Below are 19,797 nucleotides of genomic sequence, written 5' to 3'. Positions count from 1 at the left end.
CCGTGCGAGGAGCCGCTACATGGGCGCAACCAACAGGTTAGCCTGCTATTCCGATCCCGCTGATCACTATTCTCATCGGGTGCGCCTGGTTCTGGCCGAGAAGGGCGTCAGCGTGCAGTTGATCGATGTCGATCCCGCCCGCCTGCCGCCGAAGCTGGCCGAGGTCAACCCTTATGGCAGCGTGCCGACCTTGGTCGACCGTGACCTGGCGTTGTATGAATCGACCGTGGTGATGGAATACCTCGAGGAGCGTTACCCGCACCCGCCGCTGATGCCGGTATACCCGGTAGCGCGTGGCAACAGCCGTCTGCTGATGCACCGCATCCAGCGCGACTGGTGTGCCTTGGCCGATACCGTGCTTGACCCGCGTAGCAGTGAAGCTGCCCGAACCGAAGCGCGCAAGGCCTTGCGCGAAAGCCTGACCGGGGTCTCGCCGTTGTTCAGCGAGTTCGCCTGCTTCATGAGTGATGAGCAAAGCCTGGTCGATTGCTGTCTATTGCCCATACTCTGGCGTTTGCCGGTGTTGGGTATCGAATTGCCGCGGCAAGCCAAGCCGCTGCTGGATTACATGGAGCGCCAGTTCGCCCGCGAGCCTTTCCAGGCGAGCCTGTCCTCCGTAGAACGTGAAATGCGCAAGCTTTAAGGAGCCGTTGATGAACTCCAGTCGCCCCTATCTGGTTCGAGCACTGTACGAGTGGATCGTCGACAACGATTGCACGCCCCATATGCTGGTCAATGCCGAATTCCCGAAAGTTCAGGTGCCGGATGGTTTCGCCAGTGATGGCCAGATCGTCTTGAATATCTCCCCAAGTGCCGTGCGTAGCCTGCACATGGACAATGACGCAGTCAGCTTCGAGGGCCGCTTCAGTGGCGTGGCTCACTCGCTGTTCGTGCCGGTTGGTGCAATCCTGGGTATCTACGCCCGCGAAAATGGCCAGGGTATGGTCTTCGAGCTGGAGCCGTCTTCGATGGATGGCGACGAGCTGGAAGACGATGATGTGCAGCCGGATGACGATGGCCCGCCAGACGATGGAGGGCAGCCGCCGCGTCCGACTGGCCGGCCAAGCCTGAAAGTGGTCAAGTAACAAAAAAGGCGATCCGGATGGATCGCCTTTTTTGTTTGGCCTGTCCAGGCAATCACTGAGTCAATCGATGTACTCGAACAGCTTGACGATCTTCTGCACGCCCGACACGCCCTGCACCACGGCAGTGGCCGAGTTGGCTTCTTGACGGGTGACCAGACCCAGCAGGTAGACGATGCCGTTTTCAGTAATCACCTTGATGCGCGAGCTGGGCACGGCGCTGTCGGTCAGCATCTGGGTCTTGATCTTGGTGGTCAGCCAGGCGTCGTTGTTGCGCGCCAGAATGGAGGAGGGCTGCATCACTTGCAGCTCGTTGTGTACTTTCTTGACCCGTTGGACCTGGCTGGCAGTTTGCTCCGCGAGGCTCTTGAGGTCGGCGCGTGGGGTCTGCCCGGCCAGCAGGACGATGCCGTTGTAGCTGCTGACAACGATGTGCGAGCCCTTGTCCAGGTCTGGGTTGGCTTTGGAAATGTTCACGGCAGCCTTGGTCTCGATCAGCGAGTCGTCGATCTTGCTACCGATGGTGCGCGTGCCGCGATCGTCCTCGATCGGCGAATTGCGGGTAGAGGTGAGTACCGAGCTGCAACCAGTGACGCTCAGGCACAGGGTCAGGGCCATCAGGCCGAGGCGCATAGGGGTCATTCTTCACTCCCGAACAGTTGGCTGTCGATCAGATCGCACAGGCAGTGGATCGCCAGCAGGTGGACTTCCTGGATACGCGCGGTAACTGTCGAAGGCACGCGGATTTCGACGTCCTCGGGCAGCAGCAGCGAAGCCATGCCGCCGCCGTCGCGACCCGTCAATGCTACGACAATCATTTCACGGTCATGTGCGGCCTGGATTGCCTGGATCACGTTGGCCGAATTGCCGCTGGTGGAGATCGCCAGCAGAACGTCACCGGGCTGGCCCAGGGCGCGGATCTGCTTGGAAAAGACTTCGTTGTAGCTGTAGTCGTTGGCGATCGAGGTCAGGGTCGAGCTGTCGGTGGTCAGCGCGATAGCTGGCAGGCTGGGGCGCTCGCGCTCGAAGCGGTTGAGCAGCTCCGATGAAAAGTGCTGGGCATCGCCGGCCGAGCCGCCGTTGCCGCAGGCGAGCATCTTGCCCTCGTTGAGCAGCGCATTGACCATGACCAGGCTGGCCTGCTCGATGTGCGGTGCCAGGATGTCCATTGCCTGTTGCTTGGTTTCGATGCTGGCCTCGAACAGCCGGCGAATTCGGGATTGCATGTCCATCTGGTGACCTTAAATGGGGCGGTGGCCTTTGCTACGCGCAACAACGACCAGCCCGCGATACATAGAGCAAAAAAAACAAAGTGGGTTCAGCATTCGAAGGCGTTTTTCAGCCATTGAAGCGGTCTGCCTGCATGGTGGCTACCCTGCAGGGCGACCACGTCGAAGCGGCAGGGGTAGTTGCCCCAGTGGGCCTCCTTCTGCAGGAACAGGGTGGCGGCAAGCACCAACCGTTTCTGCTTGCGCCCGTCGATACTGTCGAGAGCGCCTCCGAAGCCCGCGTGCAACCGGTAGCGGACTTCGACGAATACTACTGTATCGGCGTCGAGCATGACCAGATCAAGCTCACCGCCTTTGCATCGCCAGTTGCGTGCCAGCAACTGCAGCCCTTGCCCCTGAAGGTACTCAAGGGCTTGGGTTTCTGCCGCTTGCCCGGCACGGGTAGGCGATGCTGCGGCCATCAACGCACGGTGTCAGGCAGGCGCTTGACCTGGCCGCCGCTAAACTCGGCCCAAGGCAGCTGGCGTTCGACGCGCTGGTTGGCATTGATGCTCAGGCTGCCCGAAAGGCCAAGGACGCGGTTGTCCGGTAGCGCTTTCAGTTGGCCCAGGCGCGGCGCCAGGCTGTAGGCATCGACGCCCATGGCATACAGGCGGCCGAGGCTGCCAGCGGCTTGCGGCCACTGCTGTACAACCTGTTGACGCAGGCTGTTGCTGGTGTCGAGCAGCCACGGTGTTTCGCAGAAGCGGATGCCGTTCATGTCATTGTACTGGTTGATGTCACCGCTGGCGCTGTACAGGTTCGAGGTGGCATAGACCGGCACATCACCTGCGTATTGGAAGTTCAGGGTCGGCTTGATCTGTTGCGCCTGTTGTGGGGTCGAGGCGAGGAAGATGAAGTCGATGTCCTGGCGGCGCGACGGTTGTGCAGCGATGCTGCCGCCCACCGTGCTTTGCAGGCTCTTGGCGCGGCCTTCGCTCTGGCGCAGCTGGAACAGGTCGGCAATTTGCTGGGCCAGGGCGACCGGCTGGGCGATGCGCTCGGCGGCGAGCAGGGTTCCGCCATTGCCTTCCCAGTCCTGGCGGAAGGCGGCCAGGACACGGTCACCCCATTCGCCGCTCGGCACCAGGGCAACGGCGCGGACCATGCCATCGGCGCGGGCGCGGCGGGCCACTTCGCGGGCTTCGTCCTCGGCAGCCAGGCCGAACTGGAACAGTTGTGGCGGCGCCTTCTGGCCAGCGTCGGCGTAGTTCAGGGCCAGTGTGGTGATCGGCAGCTGTGGTTTGGCGGCCAGTTGTTTGACCAATGGCTTTTCAAGCGGGCCGATGACCAGTTGCACGCCGGCGGCTTGCGCCTGGCGATAGAAGTCGTCCAGCGAGCCGATGCGTGAGCTGTCGAACACCTGCACCGCAGGCGCTGGCTGGCCGCTTTGCTGGGCCTGGAAGTGGGCGGCCATGAAGCCATCGCGCAGGGCGCGGGCTACACCGGCCAGCGGGCCTTCCTGAGGCAGCAGCAGGGCGATCTTGGTCAGCGGCTGGCTGGCCAGCTCCTTGAGCTTGGTCAGGGCCAGCGGCAGTTGCTGGGCGGCAGGGTGGTCCGGGTGCTGTTTGACCCAGGCTTCGATGGCCGCTTGCTGCTGCTCCAGGGTGCCGGCGCTTTTCACGGCGAAGGCCAGGCTGGTCCAGCCAGCCAGGGTCTGATCGTTGGTTGGCTGCTGCAGTTGCTCTGCAGGCAGCGAGGCGACCAAGGCCCAGATGGCGTCATTGTTGGTGCTGGCGGCCTGGCCGCCAAGCAGCGGGGCCAGCAGAATGCGCTGCTGTGCAGCAGCCAGGGCCTGGCCATCGGCTTCGAGCGCGGCGGCGTGCACACTGTAGGTGCGCGCTTGCAGGTCTGCCGGCAGTTCGGCGAGGCGCTGCAGGCTGGGGTGGGCCAGGGCGGTCAGCGCTGCCTTGGGCTGGTTGCGGCTCATGGCCAGCTCGGCCGCGAGGGTGCTGGCGAACACTTGCTGGGCCGGCTTGAGCGTGTCCAGCGGGACCTGCTCGAGAATGCGTGCGGCGCGTGGGAAGTCCTTCTGCTTGTAGGCCAGGTCGGCCGCGCTCAGGCGCAGCAGCGCGGCGTCTTCCGCAGACTTGCTGGAAGCGGCCTTTTCGAGCAGTTGCTCGATGCTGGCGTCCGGGGTGCGTGGTAGTTCGCCCAGGCTGGATGAGGGCGAGCTGGCGCAGGCTGCCAGCAGGGCGGCGAGGCAGAGGGCTGTGAGCAGCCGCAGGCAAGCGATCATGTAAAGGTCCTGTTACTCGATCAAGTTGGCCGGCAATTGTACCCAAGCACTGGCCGGGGCGCGATGTTGCTGTGTCGATCCTTCACTATAGGTGGCGTGTTCCTGATCGCCGGCGAAGTTCTTTGCGCCCTGTTGCAGGCGCTCGGGCTACAATGGCGCCTTTGATCCGAATGACAGGTGTGCGCAGTGACTGATGTGGCAGGGGCTTCGAAATCCACGGTGGGGACGCTGTATGTGGTGGCAACCCCCATCGGCAACCTCGACGACATGAGCGCCCGGGCGCTGAAGGTGCTGGCGGACGTGGCGCTGATCGCGGCCGAAGACACCCGTCATTCGATCCGCCTGCTGCAACACTTTGGCATCGATACGCCGTTGGCCGCTTGTCATGAGCACAACGAGCGTGACGAGGGCGGGCGTTTCCTCTCCAAACTGCTGGCGGGTGAAAATGTGGCGCTGGTCTCCGATGCCGGCACGCCTCTGATTTCCGACCCGGGCTATCACCTGGTGCGTCAGGCGCGGGCCGCGGGGGTGAGCGTGGTGCCGGTGCCGGGCGCCTGTGCCTTGATCGCCGCGCTTTCGGCGGCAGGTCTGCCGTCGGATCGCTTCATCTTCGAAGGCTTCCTGCCGGCCAAGCAGGCAGGGCGCCGGGCGCGCCTGGAGCAGGTGAGGGAAGAGCCGCGCACGTTGATCTTCTACGAAGCCCCGCATCGAATCCTGGAATGTCTTGAAGACATGGAGGCGGTATTTGGTGGCGATCGTCCGGCGTTGCTGGCGCGCGAACTGACCAAGACCTTCGAGACCCTGAAGGGCTTGCCGCTGGCCGAGTTGCGCGCCTTCGTAGCCGGCGACAGCAATCAGCAGCGTGGTGAATGCGTGGTGTTGGTCGGCGGCTGGAGTGCGCCGGAGGGCGAGCAGGCCATCAGTGCCGAAGCGCAGCGCGTGCTCGACCTGCTATTGGCTGAGTTGCCACTGAAGCGGGCGGCGGCGCTTGCAGCGGAAATTACCGGGGTGCGCAAGAACCTGTTGTATCAACTGGCCCTTGAAAAGCAGAAAGCCGAATAGTGGCAGTTTGATATAAATGCCGTTAGCGCTTGTTCTTGCGCCCGCGTGTCGGTAACCTTGGCGGCGGAGAGTCGATCGGACAGTCGCTGCCTGTTTTTGTTCCGCAACTTTTTGTTGTGTGAGCAGCAGGGGGAGGAAAGTCCGGGCTCCACAGGGCGGAGTGCCAGGTAACGCCTGGGAGGCGTGAGCCTACGGAAAGTGCCACAGAAAATAACCGCCTAAGCACTTCGGTGCCGGTAAGGGTGAAAAGGTGCGGTAAGAGCGCACCGCACGGCTGGCAACAGTTCGTGGCTAGGTAAACCCCACTCGGAGCAAGACCAAATAGGGTTCCATCAGGCGTGGCCCGCGTCGGAACCGGGTAGGTTGCTAGAGGCGTCCAGTGATGGCCGTCGTAGAGGAATGACTGTCCTCGACAAAACCCGGCTTACAGATCGACTCTCCACCTTTCTTTCCCTGCTTGAATCGATAGCAGATCCTCTCTGGTAATACCGAAAAAATCTTACTCTTAATAAATTACTTTAACTTCGAACTCCATTCGCTTGCGTGGGTTTGATTTTTCTCGTGTTTTTTTCTCTCTGGCAGTCCTTCCGCATTCCCTTGTTGCGCTAAATCTCGGTCCTGTAAGGCTTTTCCTTATGAACGTGCCTTGACGGTGCTGCGGGCGGATTCCTATAGTGTGCGCAAGTGGCAGAAAGTGGGATGAAGTGGGTTTTCTGACACAAAAAAGCTAACATTGTGGGGAATCACAGCCGTGTTCCGCGGAGCCAACGCCGTCAGCCTCGATGCCAAGGGCCGTCTCGCCATGCCGAGTCGGTACCGTGACGAGCTCGACTCACGTTGCAATGGCCAACTGATCGTGACCATTGACGCCGTAGACCCCTGCTTGTGTGTTTATCCCCTCGATGAGTGGGAACAGATAGAAGCCAAGTTGCGTGCCTTGCCATCGTTGCGTGAGGAAAACCGCCGCCTCCAGCGTTTGCTGATTGGTAATGCGGTTGACCTGGAGCTCGATGGCAGTGGGCGTTTCCTGGTGCCGCCCCGCCTGCGTGAGTACGCCAAGCTCGACAAGAAGGCGATGCTGGTGGGGCAACTGAACAAATTCCAGCTGTGGGATGAAGATGCCTGGAACGCGGTTTCGGCAGCTGACCTTGCAGCTATTCAACAACCGGGCGCCATGCCCGACGAATTGCGTGACCTGATCCTGTGACCATAGATAGCGGCTTCAACCACATTACCGTCCTGCTCGACGAAGCTGTCGAGGCATTGGCCCTGCGCGCCGACGGTTGCTATCTGGACGGCACTTTCGGCCGGGGCGGACACAGCCGTCTGATACTCAGCAAGCTCGGGCCGCAAGGTCGGCTCTTGGGCTTCGACAAAGATCCACAAGCGATTGCCACGGGGCAAGCGCTGGCGGCCGAAGACGGCCGCTTTGTCATTGTGCAGCGCAGTTTTGCCGAGCTGGGTGCAGAAGTGGCAGCACGCGGCCTGCACGGCAAGGTCAGTGGTGTGTTGCTGGACCTGGGCGTGTCCTCGCCGCAGCTGGATGACCCGGAGCGTGGCTTCAGCTTCCTCAATGATGGCCCGCTGGACATGCGCATGAACCCGGACCAGGGCATCAGTGCCGCTGAGTTCATCGCCACTGCGCCCGTGGAAGAAATCGCCCGCGTCTTCAAGGAGTACGGCGAAGAGCGCTTTGCCGGGCGAATGGCGCGTGCAGTGGTCGAGCGCCGTGAGAAGCAGCCCTTCACCCGTACCGCCGACCTGGCGGAGGTGCTCAAAGTGGCCAACCCGGCATGGGAAAAGGGCAAGAACCCGGCTACCCGTGCCTTCCAGGGCCTTCGCATTCACGTCAACAACGAGCTGGGTGACCTGGAGGCCGGTCTTGAGGCTGCGCTCGATGCGCTCGAAGTCGGTGGTCGCCTGGCGGTCATCAGTTTCCACTCGCTGGAAGATCGTATCGTCAAGCTGTTCATGCGAAAGCTGGTGAAGGGTGAGGCCGACAACCTGCCGCGTAACCTGCCGGTTCAGCACAAGGCCTTCGAGCCGAAAATCAAGCTGATCGGCAAGGCTCAGTTCGCCTCCGAGGCCGAGCTCAAGGCCAACCCGCGGTCGCGTAGCGCCGTGATGCGCGTGGCGGAGAAGCTGCGGTGAGCAGGCTACTTGCCAAACCCTTGCCAGGCGGAAGCTTCCTGATGCTTTTGCTGTTCGTCGGCGTGTTGGTTTCGGCCATTGCCGTGTCCTACAGTGCGCACTGGAACCGTCAACTGCTCAACACCCTGTACGGTGAATTGAACGAGCGCGACAAGGCTCAGGCCGAATGGGGTCGGCTGATTCTTGAGCAGAGTACCTGGACCGCTGCCAGCCGCATCGAGAACCTGGCCTCCGAGCAGTTGAAGATGCGCGTGCCGTCAGCTGACGAAGTCCGGATGGTGGCGCCATGATGAAGCTCGAAGGCGCACTCTACCCGTGGCGCTTCCGCGTAGTGATCGGCTTGCTGGCGATCATGGTCGGCGCCATTTGCTGGCGCATCATCGACCTCCAGGTGGTTGACCGTGACTTCCTCAAGGGCCAGGGCGATGCACGCAGCCTGCGTCACATCCCCATCCCGGCGCACCGCGGCTTGATCACCGATCGCAACGGTGAGCCGTTGGCCGTGAGTACCCCGGTCACCACGTTGTGGGCCAACCCCAAAGAGATGCAGGCCTCCAAGGAGCGCTGGCCGCAATTGGCCGCTGCGCTGGGGCAAAACCCGCAGCAGTTGATCGAGCGCCTGACCCAGCAGGCCAACAAAGAGTTCATCTACCTGGTCCGGGGGCTGACCCCCGAGCAGGGCCAGCACGTGCTCGACCTCAAAGTGCCTGGTGTGTACGGACTGGAAGAATTCCGCCGCTTCTATCCGGCCGGTGATGTGACTGCGCACATGGTCGGCTTTACCGACCTCGACGACCACGGTCGTGAAGGGGTGGAGCTGGCCTATGAAGAGTGGCTGGCCGGCGTGCCCGGCAAGCGCCAGGTGATCAAGGACCGGCGCGGTCGGCTGATCAAGGACATTCAGGTAACCAAGAACGCCAAGGCCGGGAAGACCTTGGCGTTGTCGATAGACCTGCGCCTGCAGTACCTGGCTACCCGCGAGTTGCGCAACGCCATTGCCGAACAGGACGCCAAGGCCGGCAGCCTGGTGATCATGGACGTCAAGACCGGTGAGGTCCTGGCCATGGTCAACCAGCCGACCTACAACCCCAACAACCGCCGTAGCATGTTCCCGGCGGCCATGCGTAACCGGGCGATCATCGACGTGTTCGAGCCGGGCTCAACGGTCAAGCCGATCTCCATGAGTGCGGCGCTGCAGAGTGGCCGCTGGAAGCCGACCGACAAGGTCGAGGTGTACCCTGGCAGCCTGCAGATCGGCCGCTACACCATCAAGGACGTGTCGCGCAGCGAGGGCCCGATTCTTGATTTGACCGGCATCCTGATCAACTCCAGTAACGTTGGCATGAGCAAGATCGCCTTCGACATCGGCGGCGAGGCCATCTACCGGGTCATGTCCCAGGTCGGCCTGGGTCAGTACACCGGCCTTGGCTTCCCGGGCGAACGTGTCGGCAACCTGCCCAACCACCGTGAGTGGCGCAAGGCCGAGACCGCCACCCTGTCCTATGGCTACGGCGTATCGGTGACCGCCCTGCAGCTGGTGCATGCCTACGCGGCGCTGGCCAACGACGGCAAGATGGTGCCGCTGTCGATCATCAAGGTCGACAAGACGCCGGAAGCCGTGCAGGCCATTCCGAAGGAAGTCGCCGAAACCGTTCAGGGCATGCTGCAGCAGGTGATCGAAGCGCCGCGTGGCGTCTTCCGAGCCCAGGTGCCGTTCTATCACGTGGCCGGCAAGTCCGGCACCGCGCGTAAGGCCACCGTGGGTGCCAAGGGATACACCGAAAACGCCTACCGCTCGCTGTTCGCCGGCTTCGGGCCAATGAGCGACCCGCGCTACGCCATCGTCGTGGTCATCGACGAGCCAAGAAAGGGTGGTTACTTCGGTGGCCTGGTTTCGGCGCCCGTATTCAGCAACGTCATGTCCGGCACCCTGCGCCTGATGAACGTGCCGCCAGACAACCTGCCGCCACCTGCACCAGCACCAGCCGTGCCATCACAAGTCAATGCAGCAGCCGCCAAGGGAGGGCGTGGATGATGACAATGCCATTAAGCAAACTTTTCGCCCATGCCAGCCGTGATCCGTTGATTCGCGAGCTGACCCTGGACAGCCGTAGTGTGCGCCCGGGTGACTTGTTCCTGGCGGTGCCGGGTGCCAAGGTCGATGGCCGCGAGCATATCGCCGATGCCCTGGCCCGTGGTGCTGCTGCCGTGGCCTATGAAGAGCAGGGCGCCAACGTGCTGCCGCTGACCGATGTGCCCCTGATTCCGGTCAAAGGCCTGATCGCTCAGCTGTCAGATATCGCCGGGCGCTTCTACGGTGAACCGAGCCGCCAGTTGAATCTGGTCGGCGTGACCGGCACCAACGGCAAGACAAGTGTTACCCAACTGGTCGCCCAGGCGCTCGACCTGCTTGGCCAGCGCTGCGGCCTGATTGGCACCCTGGGTACCGGTTTCTACGGCGAGTTGCAGAGCGGCCGCCTGACCACGCCGGACCCGATTGCCGTGCAATCGACCCTCAACGACCTCAAGAAAGGCGGCGCCAGGGCCGTGGCCATGGAAGTGTCTTCCCATGCCCTGGAGCAAGGCCGGGTTGCCGCACTGGAATTCGACATCGCGGTGATGACCAACCTGTCCCGCGACCACCTCGACTATCACGGCAGCATGCAAGCCTATGAGGCCGCCAAGGCCAAGCTGTTCGCCTGGCCGAGCCTGCGTTGCCAGGTGGTCAACCTGGATGACGGGTTTGGTCGTCGTCTGGCGGCCGACTTCGCGCGTCGCCCGAGTGTCGACCATATCGAAACCCGGCTGCTGAGCTACAGCCTGGAAAGCCCAGAGGCCTCGTTGTTCTGCCGCGAAGCTGTGTTCAGTGACGATGGCGTGCGCGCCACGATCGTCACTGCCCAAGGTGAGCGTATCTTGCGCAGCCAGCTGCTGGGCCGCTTCAACCTGAGCAACATGCTTGCCGCTGTGGCGACCCTGCTGGCGCTGGACTATGCGCTGGACGAGATCCTCAAGGTCACGCCGCAACTGCAGGGGCCGGTAGGCCGCATGCAGCGCCTGGGTGGCGGCGACAAGCCGCTGGTGGTGGTCGACTACGCGCACACACCGGATGCACTTGAAAAAGTACTCGAGGCCCTGCGCCCGCACGCTCATGGCAAGTTGTTGTGCCTGTTCGGCTGCGGCGGTGACCGTGATCGCGGCAAGCGCCCGCTGATGGCCGAAGTGGCCGAGCGCCTGGCCGACCGCGTACTGGTCACCGACGACAACCCGCGTACTGAAGATCCGTTGCGCATCTTCGATGATATCCGCCCCGGTTTCACCAGGCCTGACGACGTCGAGTTCGTGGCCGGCCGTGGCGAAGCCATCGCGCACCTGATTGCCACCGCTGCTGCCAACGATGTGATCGTGCTGGCCGGCAAGGGGCACGAGGATTACCAGGAGATCAATGGCGAGCGCCATGATTTCTCCGATTTGACCGAAGCCGAAAAGGCACTTGCAGCCTGGGAGGCTCCACATGCTTAAGCCGCTGTCACTCAGCCAGCTGACCACAGCACTGAAGGGTCAACACATCGGTGACGACGCCACGTTCACCGGCGTCAGCATCGATAGCCGCAGTGTCAGCGCCGGGCAACTTTTCGTCGCCCTGGCCGGCCCGCGTTTCGATGGCCATGACTACCTGGCAGATGTGAAAGCCAAAGGCGCAGTAGCCGCCCTGGTCGAGCGTGAAGTAGCCGATGTCGACCTGCCGCAGTTGCAGGTGGCCGATTGCCGCCTGGCCCTTGGCCAGCTCGGTGCTTTGAATCGCGCCGCTTTCGACAAGCCGGTGGTGGCCATTACCGGTTCCAGCGGCAAGACCACGGTCAAGGAAATGCTCGCCAGCATCCTGCGTACCCGTGGCCTGGTGCACGCCACCCGCGGCAACTTGAACAATGACCTCGGTGCACCGCTGACACTGCTGGAGATCGCCCCGGAACACAGCGCGGCAGTGATCGAGCTGGGCGCCTCGCGCATTGGCGAAATCCGCTACACCGTAGGCCTGACGCAACCGCAGGTGGTCATCATCAACAACGCCGGTACTGCCCACGTTGGTGAATTCGGCGGCCCGGACAAGATCGTCGAAGCCAAGGGCGAGATTCTCGAAGGCCTGGGCCAGGGCGGTATTGCCATCCTCAACCTGGACGACAAAGCCTTTGATATCTGGAAGGCGCGTGCCGGTGCGCACAAGGTCGTCAGTTTCGCACGCAGCAACCCGAAAGCCGATTTCCACGCTTCAGACATTGGTCGCGATGCCCGTGGCTGCCCGTCCTTCACCCTGCATGGCGCCGGTGAAACAGTAGCCGTGCAACTCAATGTGCTGGGTGAACACAACGTCAGCAACGCCCTGGCCGCCGCCGCCGCTGCACATGCCGTTGGTCTGAGCCTGAGCGGCATCGCCGCCGGCCTGGCGGCGGTGCAACCGGTCAAGGGGCGCACCGTGGCGCAGATCGCGCCGAACGGGGTACGGGTAATCGACGACAGTTACAACGCAAATCCCACCTCTATGTGCGCAGCCATTGATATACTCGCCGGCTTTTCCGGACGCACCGTTCTGGTGCTTGGGGATATCGGCGAATTGGGGCAATGGGCGGAAGAAGGCCACCGTCAGGTGGGTGACTACGCGCGTGGCAAGGTCGACGCCCTGTACGCAGTGGGTTCCAACATGACACATGCGGTCAAGGCGTTCGGCGCCAATGGCCGCCATTTCGCTACTCAAGCTGAGCTGATCGATGCGGTTAGCGCCGAGAATGCCAGTGACACCACTATCTTGATCAAGGGCTCGCGCAGCGCTGCGATGGAAAACGTCGTGGCGGCATTGTGCGGTGCCAGCGGGGAGAAACATTAATGCTGCTGCTGTTGGCCGAGTATCTGCAACAGTTCCACAAAGGCTTCGCGGTCTTTCAGTACCTGTCCCTGCGCGGGATTCTTGGTGTACTGACCGCGTTGTCCCTGGCGCTGTGGCTGGGCCCCTGGATGATCCGTACCCTGCAAATTCGCCAGATCGGCCAGGCCGTGCGTAACGACGGCCCGCAATCGCACCTGTCCAAGTCCGGCACCCCGACCATGGGTGGGGCGCTGATCCTGTCGGCCATCGCCGTCAGCACCTTGCTGTGGGCCGACCTGAGCAACCGCTATGTATGGGTTGTGCTGATCGTCACCCTGGCGTTCGGTGCCATTGGCTGGGTCGATGACTACCGCAAGGTGATCGAAAAGAACTCGCGTGGCCTTCCGAGCCGCTGGAAGTACTTCTGGCAGTCGGTGTTCGGCCTGGCGGCGGCGGTGTTCCTGTACAAGACGGCGCCCACCAGCGTCGAGACCACGCTGATCCTGCCGTTCATCAAGGATGTCACCATTCCGCTGGGCGTCGGCTTCGTCGTACTGACCTACTTCGTCATTGTCGGTTCGAGCAACGCGGTCAACCTCACCGATGGCCTTGACGGCCTGGCAATCATGCCGACGGTGATGGTCGGCGGCGCGCTGGGCATCTTCTGCTACCTGTCGGGTAACGTGAAGTTCGCCGAGTACCTGTTGATCCCCTACGTGCCGGGCTCGGGCGAGCTCATCGTGTTCTGCGGCGCGCTGATCGGTGCCGGCCTGGGTTTCCTGTGGTTCAACACTTACCCGGCGCAAGTGTTCATGGGCGACGTCGGCGCGCTGGCGTTGGGCGCCGCGCTGGGCACCATCGCCGTCATCGTGCGCCAGGAAATCGTGCTGTTCATCATGGGCGGCATCTTCGTGGTGGAAACCCTGTCGGTGGTGATCCAGGTCGCCTCCTTCAAGCTGACCGGCAAGCGCGTGTTCCGCATGGCGCCGATTCATCACCACTTTGAACTCAAGGGCTGGCCAGAGCCCCGGGTGATCGTCCGATTCTGGATCATCACCGTGATCCTGGTACTGATTGGCCTTGCAACCCTGAAACTGAGGTAGATGAGCGTGTCTTTGATCGCTTCCGACCAATTCCGCATCGTTGTCGGCCTCGGCAAGAGCGGCATGTCCCTGGTTCGCTTCCTGGCGAGCCGGGGCATTGCCTTTGCGGTCGCCGATACCCGCGAGCAACCGCCGGAACTGGAAACCCTGCGCCGTGATTACCCGCAGGTGGAAGTGCGCTGTGGTGAACTGGACGTGGACTTCCTGTGCCGCGCCAACGAGTTGTACGTGAGCCCCGGTCTGGCCTTGGCCACGCCGGCCTTGCAGCAGGCGGCCGCGCGTGGCGTGAAGCTGTCTGGCGACATAGAGCTGTTTGCTCGCCATGCCAAGGCGCCGATCGTTGCCATCAGTGGTTCCAACGCCAAGAGCACCGTCACGACGCTGGTCGGTGAAATGGCCGTCAAGGCCGGCAAACGCGTGGCCGTGGGCGGTAACCTCGGTACCCCGGCGCTCGACCTGCTGGCCGATGACATCGAGCTGTACGTGCTGGAGCTTTCCAGCTTCCAGCTGGAAACCACTGATCAGCTCAACGCCGAAGTGGCGACCGTTCTGAACATCAGCGAAGACCACATGGACCGCTATAGCGGCCTTCCGGCCTACCACCTGGCCAAGCACCGGATTTTCCGCGGTGCCCGCCAGGTGGTGGTCAACCGCCAGGACGCCCTGAGCCGGCCGCTGCCGGTGGAAGGCCGTCCATGCTGGACCTTCGGCCTCAACCCGCCCGACTTCAAAGCGTTTGGCCTGCGTGAAGTGGACGGTGAGAAATACCTGGCGTTCGAGTTCCAGACGCTGATGCCGGCGCGTGAACTGAAGGTTCGCGGTGCTCACAACCAGAGCAACGCCCTGGCGGCGCTGGCCCTGGGGCATGCTGCCGGCCTGCCGTTCGAGCCCATGCTCGAGGCCCTGCGCGAGTTTGGTGGCCTGGCCCACCGTTGCCAGTGGGTACGCGAGCGTAATGGCGTGAACTGGTACGACGATTCCAAAGCCACCAACGTCGGTGCAGCCCTGGCCGCCATCGAAGGCCTGGGCGCTGATATCGAAGGCAAGTTGGTGCTGATCGCCGGTGGTGACGGCAAAGGTGCTGAATTCACTGCGCTGCGCGAGCCGGTCAAGCGTTTCTGCCGCGCCGTGGTATTGCTTGGCCGTGATGCCGAGCGCCTGGCCGAGGCCTTGGGCGATGCCGTGCCACTGGTTCGGGTCAAGACCCTTGACGATGCCGTACAGCAGTGTGCCGAGCTGGCCCAGGCCGGCGATGCCGTGCTGCTGTCGCCAGCATGCGCCAGCCTCGACATGTTCAAGAACTTCGAGGAACGAGGGCGTCTGTTCGCCCAGGCAGCGGGAGGTCTTGCATGATCTTCGGCATCTTCAAACCCTACCCGTCGCCGCTGATCAGCGGCCGTGGCATCGACCTGGACTTCCCGATGCTCGCCGGTTGCCTGGCCTTGCTGGGCCTGGGCCTGGTGATGATCACTTCGGCCTCCTCGGAAGTGGCTGCGGTACAGTCCGGCAACCCGCTGTATCACATGTTCCGCCACCTGGTGTACGTGTTCCTTGGCCTGGTGGCCTGTGGTGCAACCATCCTGGTGCCGATCGCCACTTGGCAGCGCATGGGCTTCATGATGCTGCTTGGCGCCTTCGGCTTGCTGGTACTGGTGCTGGTGCCGGGTATCGGCCGTGAGGTCAACGGCTCCATGCGCTGGATCGGTTTCAGCTTCTTCAACGTGCAGCCTTCGGAAATCGCCAAGGTGTTCGTGGTCATCTACCTGGCCGGCTACCTGGTACGCCGACAGACCGAGGTGCGCGAAACCTGGATGGGCTTCTTCAAGCCGTTCATCGTGCTGCTGCCCATGGCCGCCTTGCTGCTGATGGAGCCGGACTTCGGTGCCACGGTGGTGATGATGGGCGCGGCGGCGGCCATGTTGTTTTTGGGAGGGGTGGGGCTGTTCCGCTTCAGCCTGATGGTGGTGCTGGCGGTGCTGGCGGTATTTGTCCTGGTGCAGGCGCAGCCCTACCGGATGGCGCGCCTTATTACCTTCACCGACCCCTGGGCCGATCAGTTCGGCTCGGGCTACCAGCTGACCCAGGCACTGATCGCCTTCGGCCGTGGCGAGTGGCTGGGTGTTGGCCTGGGCAACAGCGTGCAGAAGCAGTTCTACCTGCCTGAAGCGCACACCGACTTCGTGTTCTCGGTCCTGGCGGAAGAACTGGGGGTGGTCGGCTCGCTGCTGACCGTCGCGCTGTTCGTGTTTGTCACCGTGCGCGCCCTTTACATCGGCCTGTGGGCCGAAAAAGCCAAACAGTTCTTTGCCGCCTACATGGCGTTCGGTCTGGCTTTCCTGTGGATTGGCCAGTTCCTGATCAATATCGGTGTGAATGTCGGCCTGCTGCCGACCAAGGGCCTGACCCTGCCGTTTCTCAGTTACGGGGGGAGCTCGCTGGTGATCTGCTGCGCCTGCGTGGGCCTGTTGCTGCGCATCGAGTGGGAGAGCCGCACGCACCTGGGCAGTGAGGAGCACGAATTCAGCGAAAGCGATTTTGCCGAGGAGACCAGTCATGGCCGCTGAAGGCAAAAATGTGTTGATCATGGCCGGCGGCACCGGGGGGCACGTGTTCCCGGCGCTGGCCTGCGCCCGTGAGTTCCAGGCGCGCGGTTACAGCGTGCACTGGCTGGGCACCCCGCGTGGCATCGAGAACGAGCTGGTGCCGCAGGCGGGTTTGCCATTGCATCTGATTCAGGTCAGCGGCTTGCGCGGCAAGGGCAAGCTGTCGTTGCTCAAGGCGCCTTTCACCCTGGTCAAGGCAGTGCTGCAGGCACGGCGCATCATTCGCCAGCTCAAGCCCGTATGTGTCCTGGGCTTTGGCGGCTATGTGACCGGCCCCGGCGGCGTGGCCGCGCGGCTGTGCGGCGTGCCACTGGTGATCCATGAGCAGAACGCCAGGGCCGGTACCGCCAATCGGTTGCTGGTGCCACTCTCGGCGCGGGTCTGCGAAGCTTTCCCGAACACCTTCGAGGCCAGCGACAAACGTCGCACCACCGGCAACCCGGTGCGTCCGGAGCTCTTCATGGACGCGCAACGCACGCCTTTGGGCGAGCGCCGCGCACGCCTGTTGGTGCTGGGGGGCAGCCTGGGTGCGGAACCATTGAACAAATTGTTGCCTAAGGCCCTGTCCGAGGTGCCCGCGGCGCTGCGGCCAGAGGTGTTCCACCAGGCCGGCAAGCAGCACGCACCGATCACCGCCGAGCGTTATCACGAGGCGGGCGTCGCGGCTCAGGTAGAGCCTTTCATCAAAGACATGGCCCAGGCTTATGGCTGGGCCGACCTGGTGGTGTGCCGGGCCGGTGCCCTGACTGTCAGCGAACTGGCGGCAGCAGGCCTGCCTTCGATGCTGGTGCCTTTGCCCCACGCGATCGACGATCACCAGACCCACAACGCCCAATATCTGGCCCGCGAAGGCGCTGCCTTCCTGATGCCACAAGCGACAACTGGCGCAGCGCAACTCGCTGAACGCCTGAACGAGGTGCTGATGCAACCCGAGAAACTCAACGTCATGGCTGGCACCGCTCGGCGCCTGGCCAAACCTGCTGCAACCAGCACCGTGGTCGATATCTGCCTGGAGGTGGCCCATGGTTGAGAGCCAGAAAGCCATGCCCCAGCCGAAGATGGGCCGTATTCGCCGCATTCACTTCGTCGGCATCGGCGGCGTGGGCATGTGCGGTATTGCCGAAGTGTTGCTGAACCTGGGCTATGAAGTGTCCGGTTCGGACCTTAAAGCCTCGCCGGTCACCGAACGCCTGGAGTCCTTCGGCGCTGAGATCTTTGTCGGCCACCGCGCCGAGAACGCCGCCACCGCCGATGTGCTGGTGGTGTCCAGCGCCATCAACCCGGCCAACCCGGAAGTTGCCACCGCCCTCGAGCGGCGCATTCCGGTAGTGCCGCGTGCCGAGATGCTCGCCGAGCTGATGCGTTACCGCCATGGCGTGGCCGTTGCCGGTACTCACGGCAAGACCACCACGACCAGCCTGCTGGCTTCAGTGTTCGCCGCCGGTGGCCTGGACCCGACCTTCGTTATCGGTGGCCGCCTTACCGCTGCTGGCACCAATGCGCAGCTGGGCACCAGCCGCTACCTGATCGCTGAAGCAGACGAAAGCGATGCCAGCTTCCTGCACCTGCAGCCGATGGTCGCGGTTGTCACCAACATCGACGCCGACCACATGGCGACCTACGAAGGTGACTTCAACAAGCTGAAGAAAACCTTCGTCGAGTTCCTGCACAACCTGCCGTTCTATGGGCTGGCGGTGATGTGCCTGGACGACCCGGTGGTTCGCGAGATCCTGCCGCAGGTGAAGCGCCCGACCGTGACCTACGGCTTCAGTGAAGAGGCCGACATCCGCGCCATCAATGTGCGTCAGCAGGGCATGCAGACCCACTTCACCGTGCTGCGCCGTGACCGCGAGCCGTTGGAGGTTTCGGTGAACATGCCCGGCAACCACAATGTGCTCAACGCCCTGGCTACCATCGCCATCGCCACTGACGAAGGCATTACTGACGAGGCCATCGTCCAGGGCCTGTCCGGCTTCCAGGGTGTCGGTCGTCGCTTCCAGGTATACGGCGAGCTGCCGGTCGAAGGCGGCAGTGTGATGTTGGTCGACGACTACGGTCATCACCCGACCGAAGTGGCGGCGGTGATCAAGGCTGTGCGCGGTGGCTGGCCAAGCCGCCGCCTGGTGATCGTCTACCAGCCGCACCGCTACAGCCGCACCCGCGACCTGTACGACGATTTCGTCCAGGTGCTGGGCGATGCCAACGTGCTGCTGCTGATGGAGGTCTACCCGGCCGGCGAAGAGCCGATCCCCGGTGCCGACAGCCGTCAGCTGTGCCACAGCATCCGCCAGCGCGGCAAGCTGGACCCGATCTACATCGAGCGCGGCGCCGAACTGGCACCGCTGGTCAAGCCACTGCTGCGCGCTGGCGACATCCTGCTCTGCCAGGGTGCCGGTGATGTCGGCGGCCTGGCTCCCCAGTTGATGAAAAGCCCGCTGTTCGCAGGCGCCAAGCAGGAGAAGTCGAAATGACCAGCGCCTACGACAAGCTGCACTCGACCCTGGACGTCAAGGCGTTCGGTCGCGTCGCCGTGCTGTACGGTGGCAAGAGCGCCGAGCGTGAAGTGTCGCTGAAATCCGGCGCCGCAGTGATCGATGCGCTGAGCACTGCCGGCGTCGACGTGGTTGCCATCGACGTCGGTGACGACCTGCTCGCACGCCTGCAGAGCGAGAAGATTGACCGCGCCTTCATCATCCTCCACGGCCGTGGCGGTGAAGACGGGAGCATGCAAGGTTTGCTGGAGTGCCTGGGCATCCCCTACACCGGCAGCGGCATCCTCGCTTCGGCGCTGGCGATGGACAAGCTGCGCACCAAGCAGGTGTGGCAGAGCCTGGGCATTCCCACGCCACGCCACGCGGTGCTGGCGAGCGAAAGCGATTGTTTGCAGGCCAGTACGGAACTGGGCTTCCCGCTTATCGTCAAACCCGCCCATGAAGGCTCTAGCATCGGCATGGCCAAGGTGAACAGCACCCAGGAACTGGTCGCCGCCTGGCAGGACGCCGCCAAATACGATTCCCAGGTACTGGTGGAGCAGTGGATCCACGGCCCGGAGTTCACCATCGCGGTACTGCGCGGCCAGGTGCTGCCGCCGATCGCCCTGGGTACGCCGCACGTGTTCTACGACTACGACGCCAAGTACATCGCCAACGATACCCAGTACCGCATCCCGTGCGGGCTGGATAGCGTCAAGGAACAGGAACTGATCGACCTGACCGCGCGCGCCTGCGATGCCATTGGCATCGAAGGCTGGGGGCGGCTGGACGTGATGCAGGACGAGCAGGGCCGGTTCTGGCTGCTCGAAGTCAACACCGCACCAGGCATGACAGATCATAGCCTGGTGCCCATGGCGGCCCGCGCGGCTGGCCTGGACTTCCAGCAACTGGTGCTGGCAATCCTGGCCGAAAGCGTGGCGACGCGAGGTTAATAAC

19 protein-coding genes and 1 other RNA gene are annotated in these 19,797 nt (G+C 63.0%); 16 read left to right on the top strand and 4 right to left on the bottom strand.

All coding sequences use genetic code 11. The features are described 5' to 3' along the window. Window positions 1-19: 19 nt before the first annotated feature. Window positions 20-643, top strand: a complete 624-nt coding sequence (locus tag V7787_RS41430; RefSeq protein WP_014592290.1) for a glutathione S-transferase N-terminal domain-containing protein — start codon at window positions 20-22, stop codon at window positions 641-643. A gap of 10 nt (window positions 644-653) precedes the next feature. Beyond that, window positions 654-1,085, top strand: a complete 432-nt coding sequence (locus V7787_RS41425; RefSeq protein WP_003251830.1) for a ClpXP protease specificity-enhancing factor — start codon at window positions 654-656, stop codon at window positions 1,083-1,085. Between the two features lie 60 nt (window positions 1,086-1,145). Here V7787_RS41425 and V7787_RS41420 read toward each other — a convergent pair whose 3' ends face one another. From V7787_RS41420 to V7787_RS41405, 4 genes are all read right to left on the bottom strand, one after another. Further along, entirely contained in the window at window positions 1,146-1,724 is a 579-nt protein-coding gene (locus tag V7787_RS41420) for a BON domain-containing protein (protein ID WP_019439045.1), read from the bottom strand. Further along, the gene (locus tag V7787_RS41415; RefSeq protein WP_012053657.1) at window positions 1,721-2,314 is read right to left on the bottom strand and encodes a phosphoheptose isomerase; all 594 of its coding nucleotides are present in this window, start codon (window positions 2,312-2,314) and stop codon (window positions 1,721-1,723) included. Before V7787_RS41415 ends, V7787_RS41420 begins: the two co-directional genes overlap by 4 nt. Before the next feature lie 86 nt (window positions 2,315-2,400). Next, window positions 2,401-2,772 (bottom strand): YraN family protein, encoded by a 372-nt coding sequence (locus V7787_RS41410; protein ID WP_020190054.1) that lies wholly within the window; start codon window positions 2,770-2,772, stop codon window positions 2,401-2,403. Continuing rightward, window positions 2,772-4,589: a penicillin-binding protein activator gene (locus V7787_RS41405; protein ID WP_010952444.1), complete on the bottom strand. Its 1,818-nt coding sequence runs from the start codon at window positions 4,587-4,589 to the stop codon at window positions 2,772-2,774. The genes V7787_RS41410 and V7787_RS41405 overlap by 1 nt, the downstream gene beginning before the upstream one ends. Before the next feature lie 186 nt (window positions 4,590-4,775). Here V7787_RS41405 and rsmI point away from each other — a divergent pair, with 186 nt between their 5' ends. The 14 genes from rsmI (at window position 4,776) to V7787_RS41335 (ending at window position 19,793) form a co-directional block, all read left to right on the top strand. Continuing rightward, complete coding sequence (gene rsmI, locus V7787_RS41400) at window positions 4,776-5,651, top strand: 16S rRNA (cytidine(1402)-2'-O)-methyltransferase (protein WP_014592287.1); 876 nt, start codon at window positions 4,776-4,778, stop codon at window positions 5,649-5,651. A 67-nt stretch (window positions 5,652-5,718) separates the two neighbouring features. After that, an RNA gene (rnpB, locus tag V7787_RS41395) (RNase P RNA component class A) lies at window positions 5,719-6,094 on the top strand. 308 nt (window positions 6,095-6,402) lie between these two features. Continuing rightward, complete coding sequence (mraZ, locus tag V7787_RS41390; protein WP_004575120.1) at window positions 6,403-6,858, top strand: division/cell wall cluster transcriptional repressor MraZ; 456 nt, start codon at window positions 6,403-6,405, stop codon at window positions 6,856-6,858. Further along, complete coding sequence (gene rsmH, locus V7787_RS41385; RefSeq protein WP_014592285.1) at window positions 6,855-7,802, top strand: 16S rRNA (cytosine(1402)-N(4))-methyltransferase RsmH; 948 nt, start codon at window positions 6,855-6,857, stop codon at window positions 7,800-7,802. The genes mraZ and rsmH overlap by 4 nt, the downstream gene beginning before the upstream one ends. Further along, window positions 7,799-8,092, top strand: coding sequence for a cell division protein FtsL (ftsL, locus tag V7787_RS41380; RefSeq protein ID WP_010952448.1), 294 nt, complete (start codon window positions 7,799-7,801; stop codon window positions 8,090-8,092). Before rsmH ends, ftsL begins: the two co-directional genes overlap by 4 nt. Then, window positions 8,092-9,837, top strand: a complete 1,746-nt coding sequence (locus tag V7787_RS41375) for a peptidoglycan D,D-transpeptidase FtsI family protein (protein WP_162490564.1) — start codon at window positions 8,092-8,094, stop codon at window positions 9,835-9,837. Before ftsL ends, V7787_RS41375 begins: the two co-directional genes overlap by 1 nt. Then, complete coding sequence (locus tag V7787_RS41370; RefSeq protein WP_177410007.1) at window positions 9,834-11,324, top strand: UDP-N-acetylmuramoyl-L-alanyl-D-glutamate--2,6-diaminopimelate ligase; 1,491 nt, start codon at window positions 9,834-9,836, stop codon at window positions 11,322-11,324. The genes V7787_RS41375 and V7787_RS41370 overlap by 4 nt, the downstream gene beginning before the upstream one ends. Further along, window positions 11,317-12,684: a UDP-N-acetylmuramoyl-tripeptide--D-alanyl-D-alanine ligase gene (locus V7787_RS41365; protein ID WP_104887086.1), complete on the top strand. Its 1,368-nt coding sequence runs from the start codon at window positions 11,317-11,319 to the stop codon at window positions 12,682-12,684. Before V7787_RS41370 ends, V7787_RS41365 begins: the two co-directional genes overlap by 8 nt. Continuing rightward, a complete protein-coding gene (mraY, locus tag V7787_RS41360) occupies window positions 12,684-13,766 on the top strand; it encodes a phospho-N-acetylmuramoyl-pentapeptide-transferase (RefSeq protein ID WP_003251852.1) in 1,083 nt (360 codons plus the stop codon). The genes V7787_RS41365 and mraY overlap by 1 nt, the downstream gene beginning before the upstream one ends. A 6-nt stretch (window positions 13,767-13,772) precedes the next feature. Then, on the top strand, window positions 13,773-15,119 hold the full coding sequence (gene murD / locus V7787_RS41355) for a UDP-N-acetylmuramoyl-L-alanine--D-glutamate ligase (protein ID WP_064491343.1): 1,347 nt from the start codon (window positions 13,773-13,775) through the stop codon (window positions 15,117-15,119). Next, the gene (gene ftsW, locus V7787_RS41350) at window positions 15,116-16,330 is read left to right on the top strand and encodes a putative lipid II flippase FtsW (RefSeq protein ID WP_020190051.1); all 1,215 of its coding nucleotides are present in this window, start codon (window positions 15,116-15,118) and stop codon (window positions 16,328-16,330) included. The genes murD and ftsW overlap by 4 nt, the downstream gene beginning before the upstream one ends. Then, window positions 16,320-17,399: an undecaprenyldiphospho-muramoylpentapeptide beta-N-acetylglucosaminyltransferase gene (gene murG, locus V7787_RS41345; RefSeq protein ID WP_010952454.1), complete on the top strand. Its 1,080-nt coding sequence runs from the start codon at window positions 16,320-16,322 to the stop codon at window positions 17,397-17,399. Before ftsW ends, murG begins: the two co-directional genes overlap by 11 nt. Continuing rightward, on the top strand, window positions 17,392-18,840 hold the full coding sequence (murC, locus tag V7787_RS41340) for a UDP-N-acetylmuramate--L-alanine ligase (RefSeq protein ID WP_010952455.1): 1,449 nt from the start codon (window positions 17,392-17,394) through the stop codon (window positions 18,838-18,840). Before murG ends, murC begins: the two co-directional genes overlap by 8 nt. After that, on the top strand, window positions 18,837-19,793 hold the full coding sequence (locus V7787_RS41335; protein ID WP_020192745.1) for a D-alanine--D-alanine ligase: 957 nt from the start codon (window positions 18,837-18,839) through the stop codon (window positions 19,791-19,793). Before murC ends, V7787_RS41335 begins: the two co-directional genes overlap by 4 nt. Window positions 19,794-19,797 lie beyond the last annotated feature (4 nt).

The organism is Pseudomonas sp. CGJS7, assembly GCF_036961695.1.
This window is presented reverse-complemented; position numbering and strand designations above follow the sequence as displayed.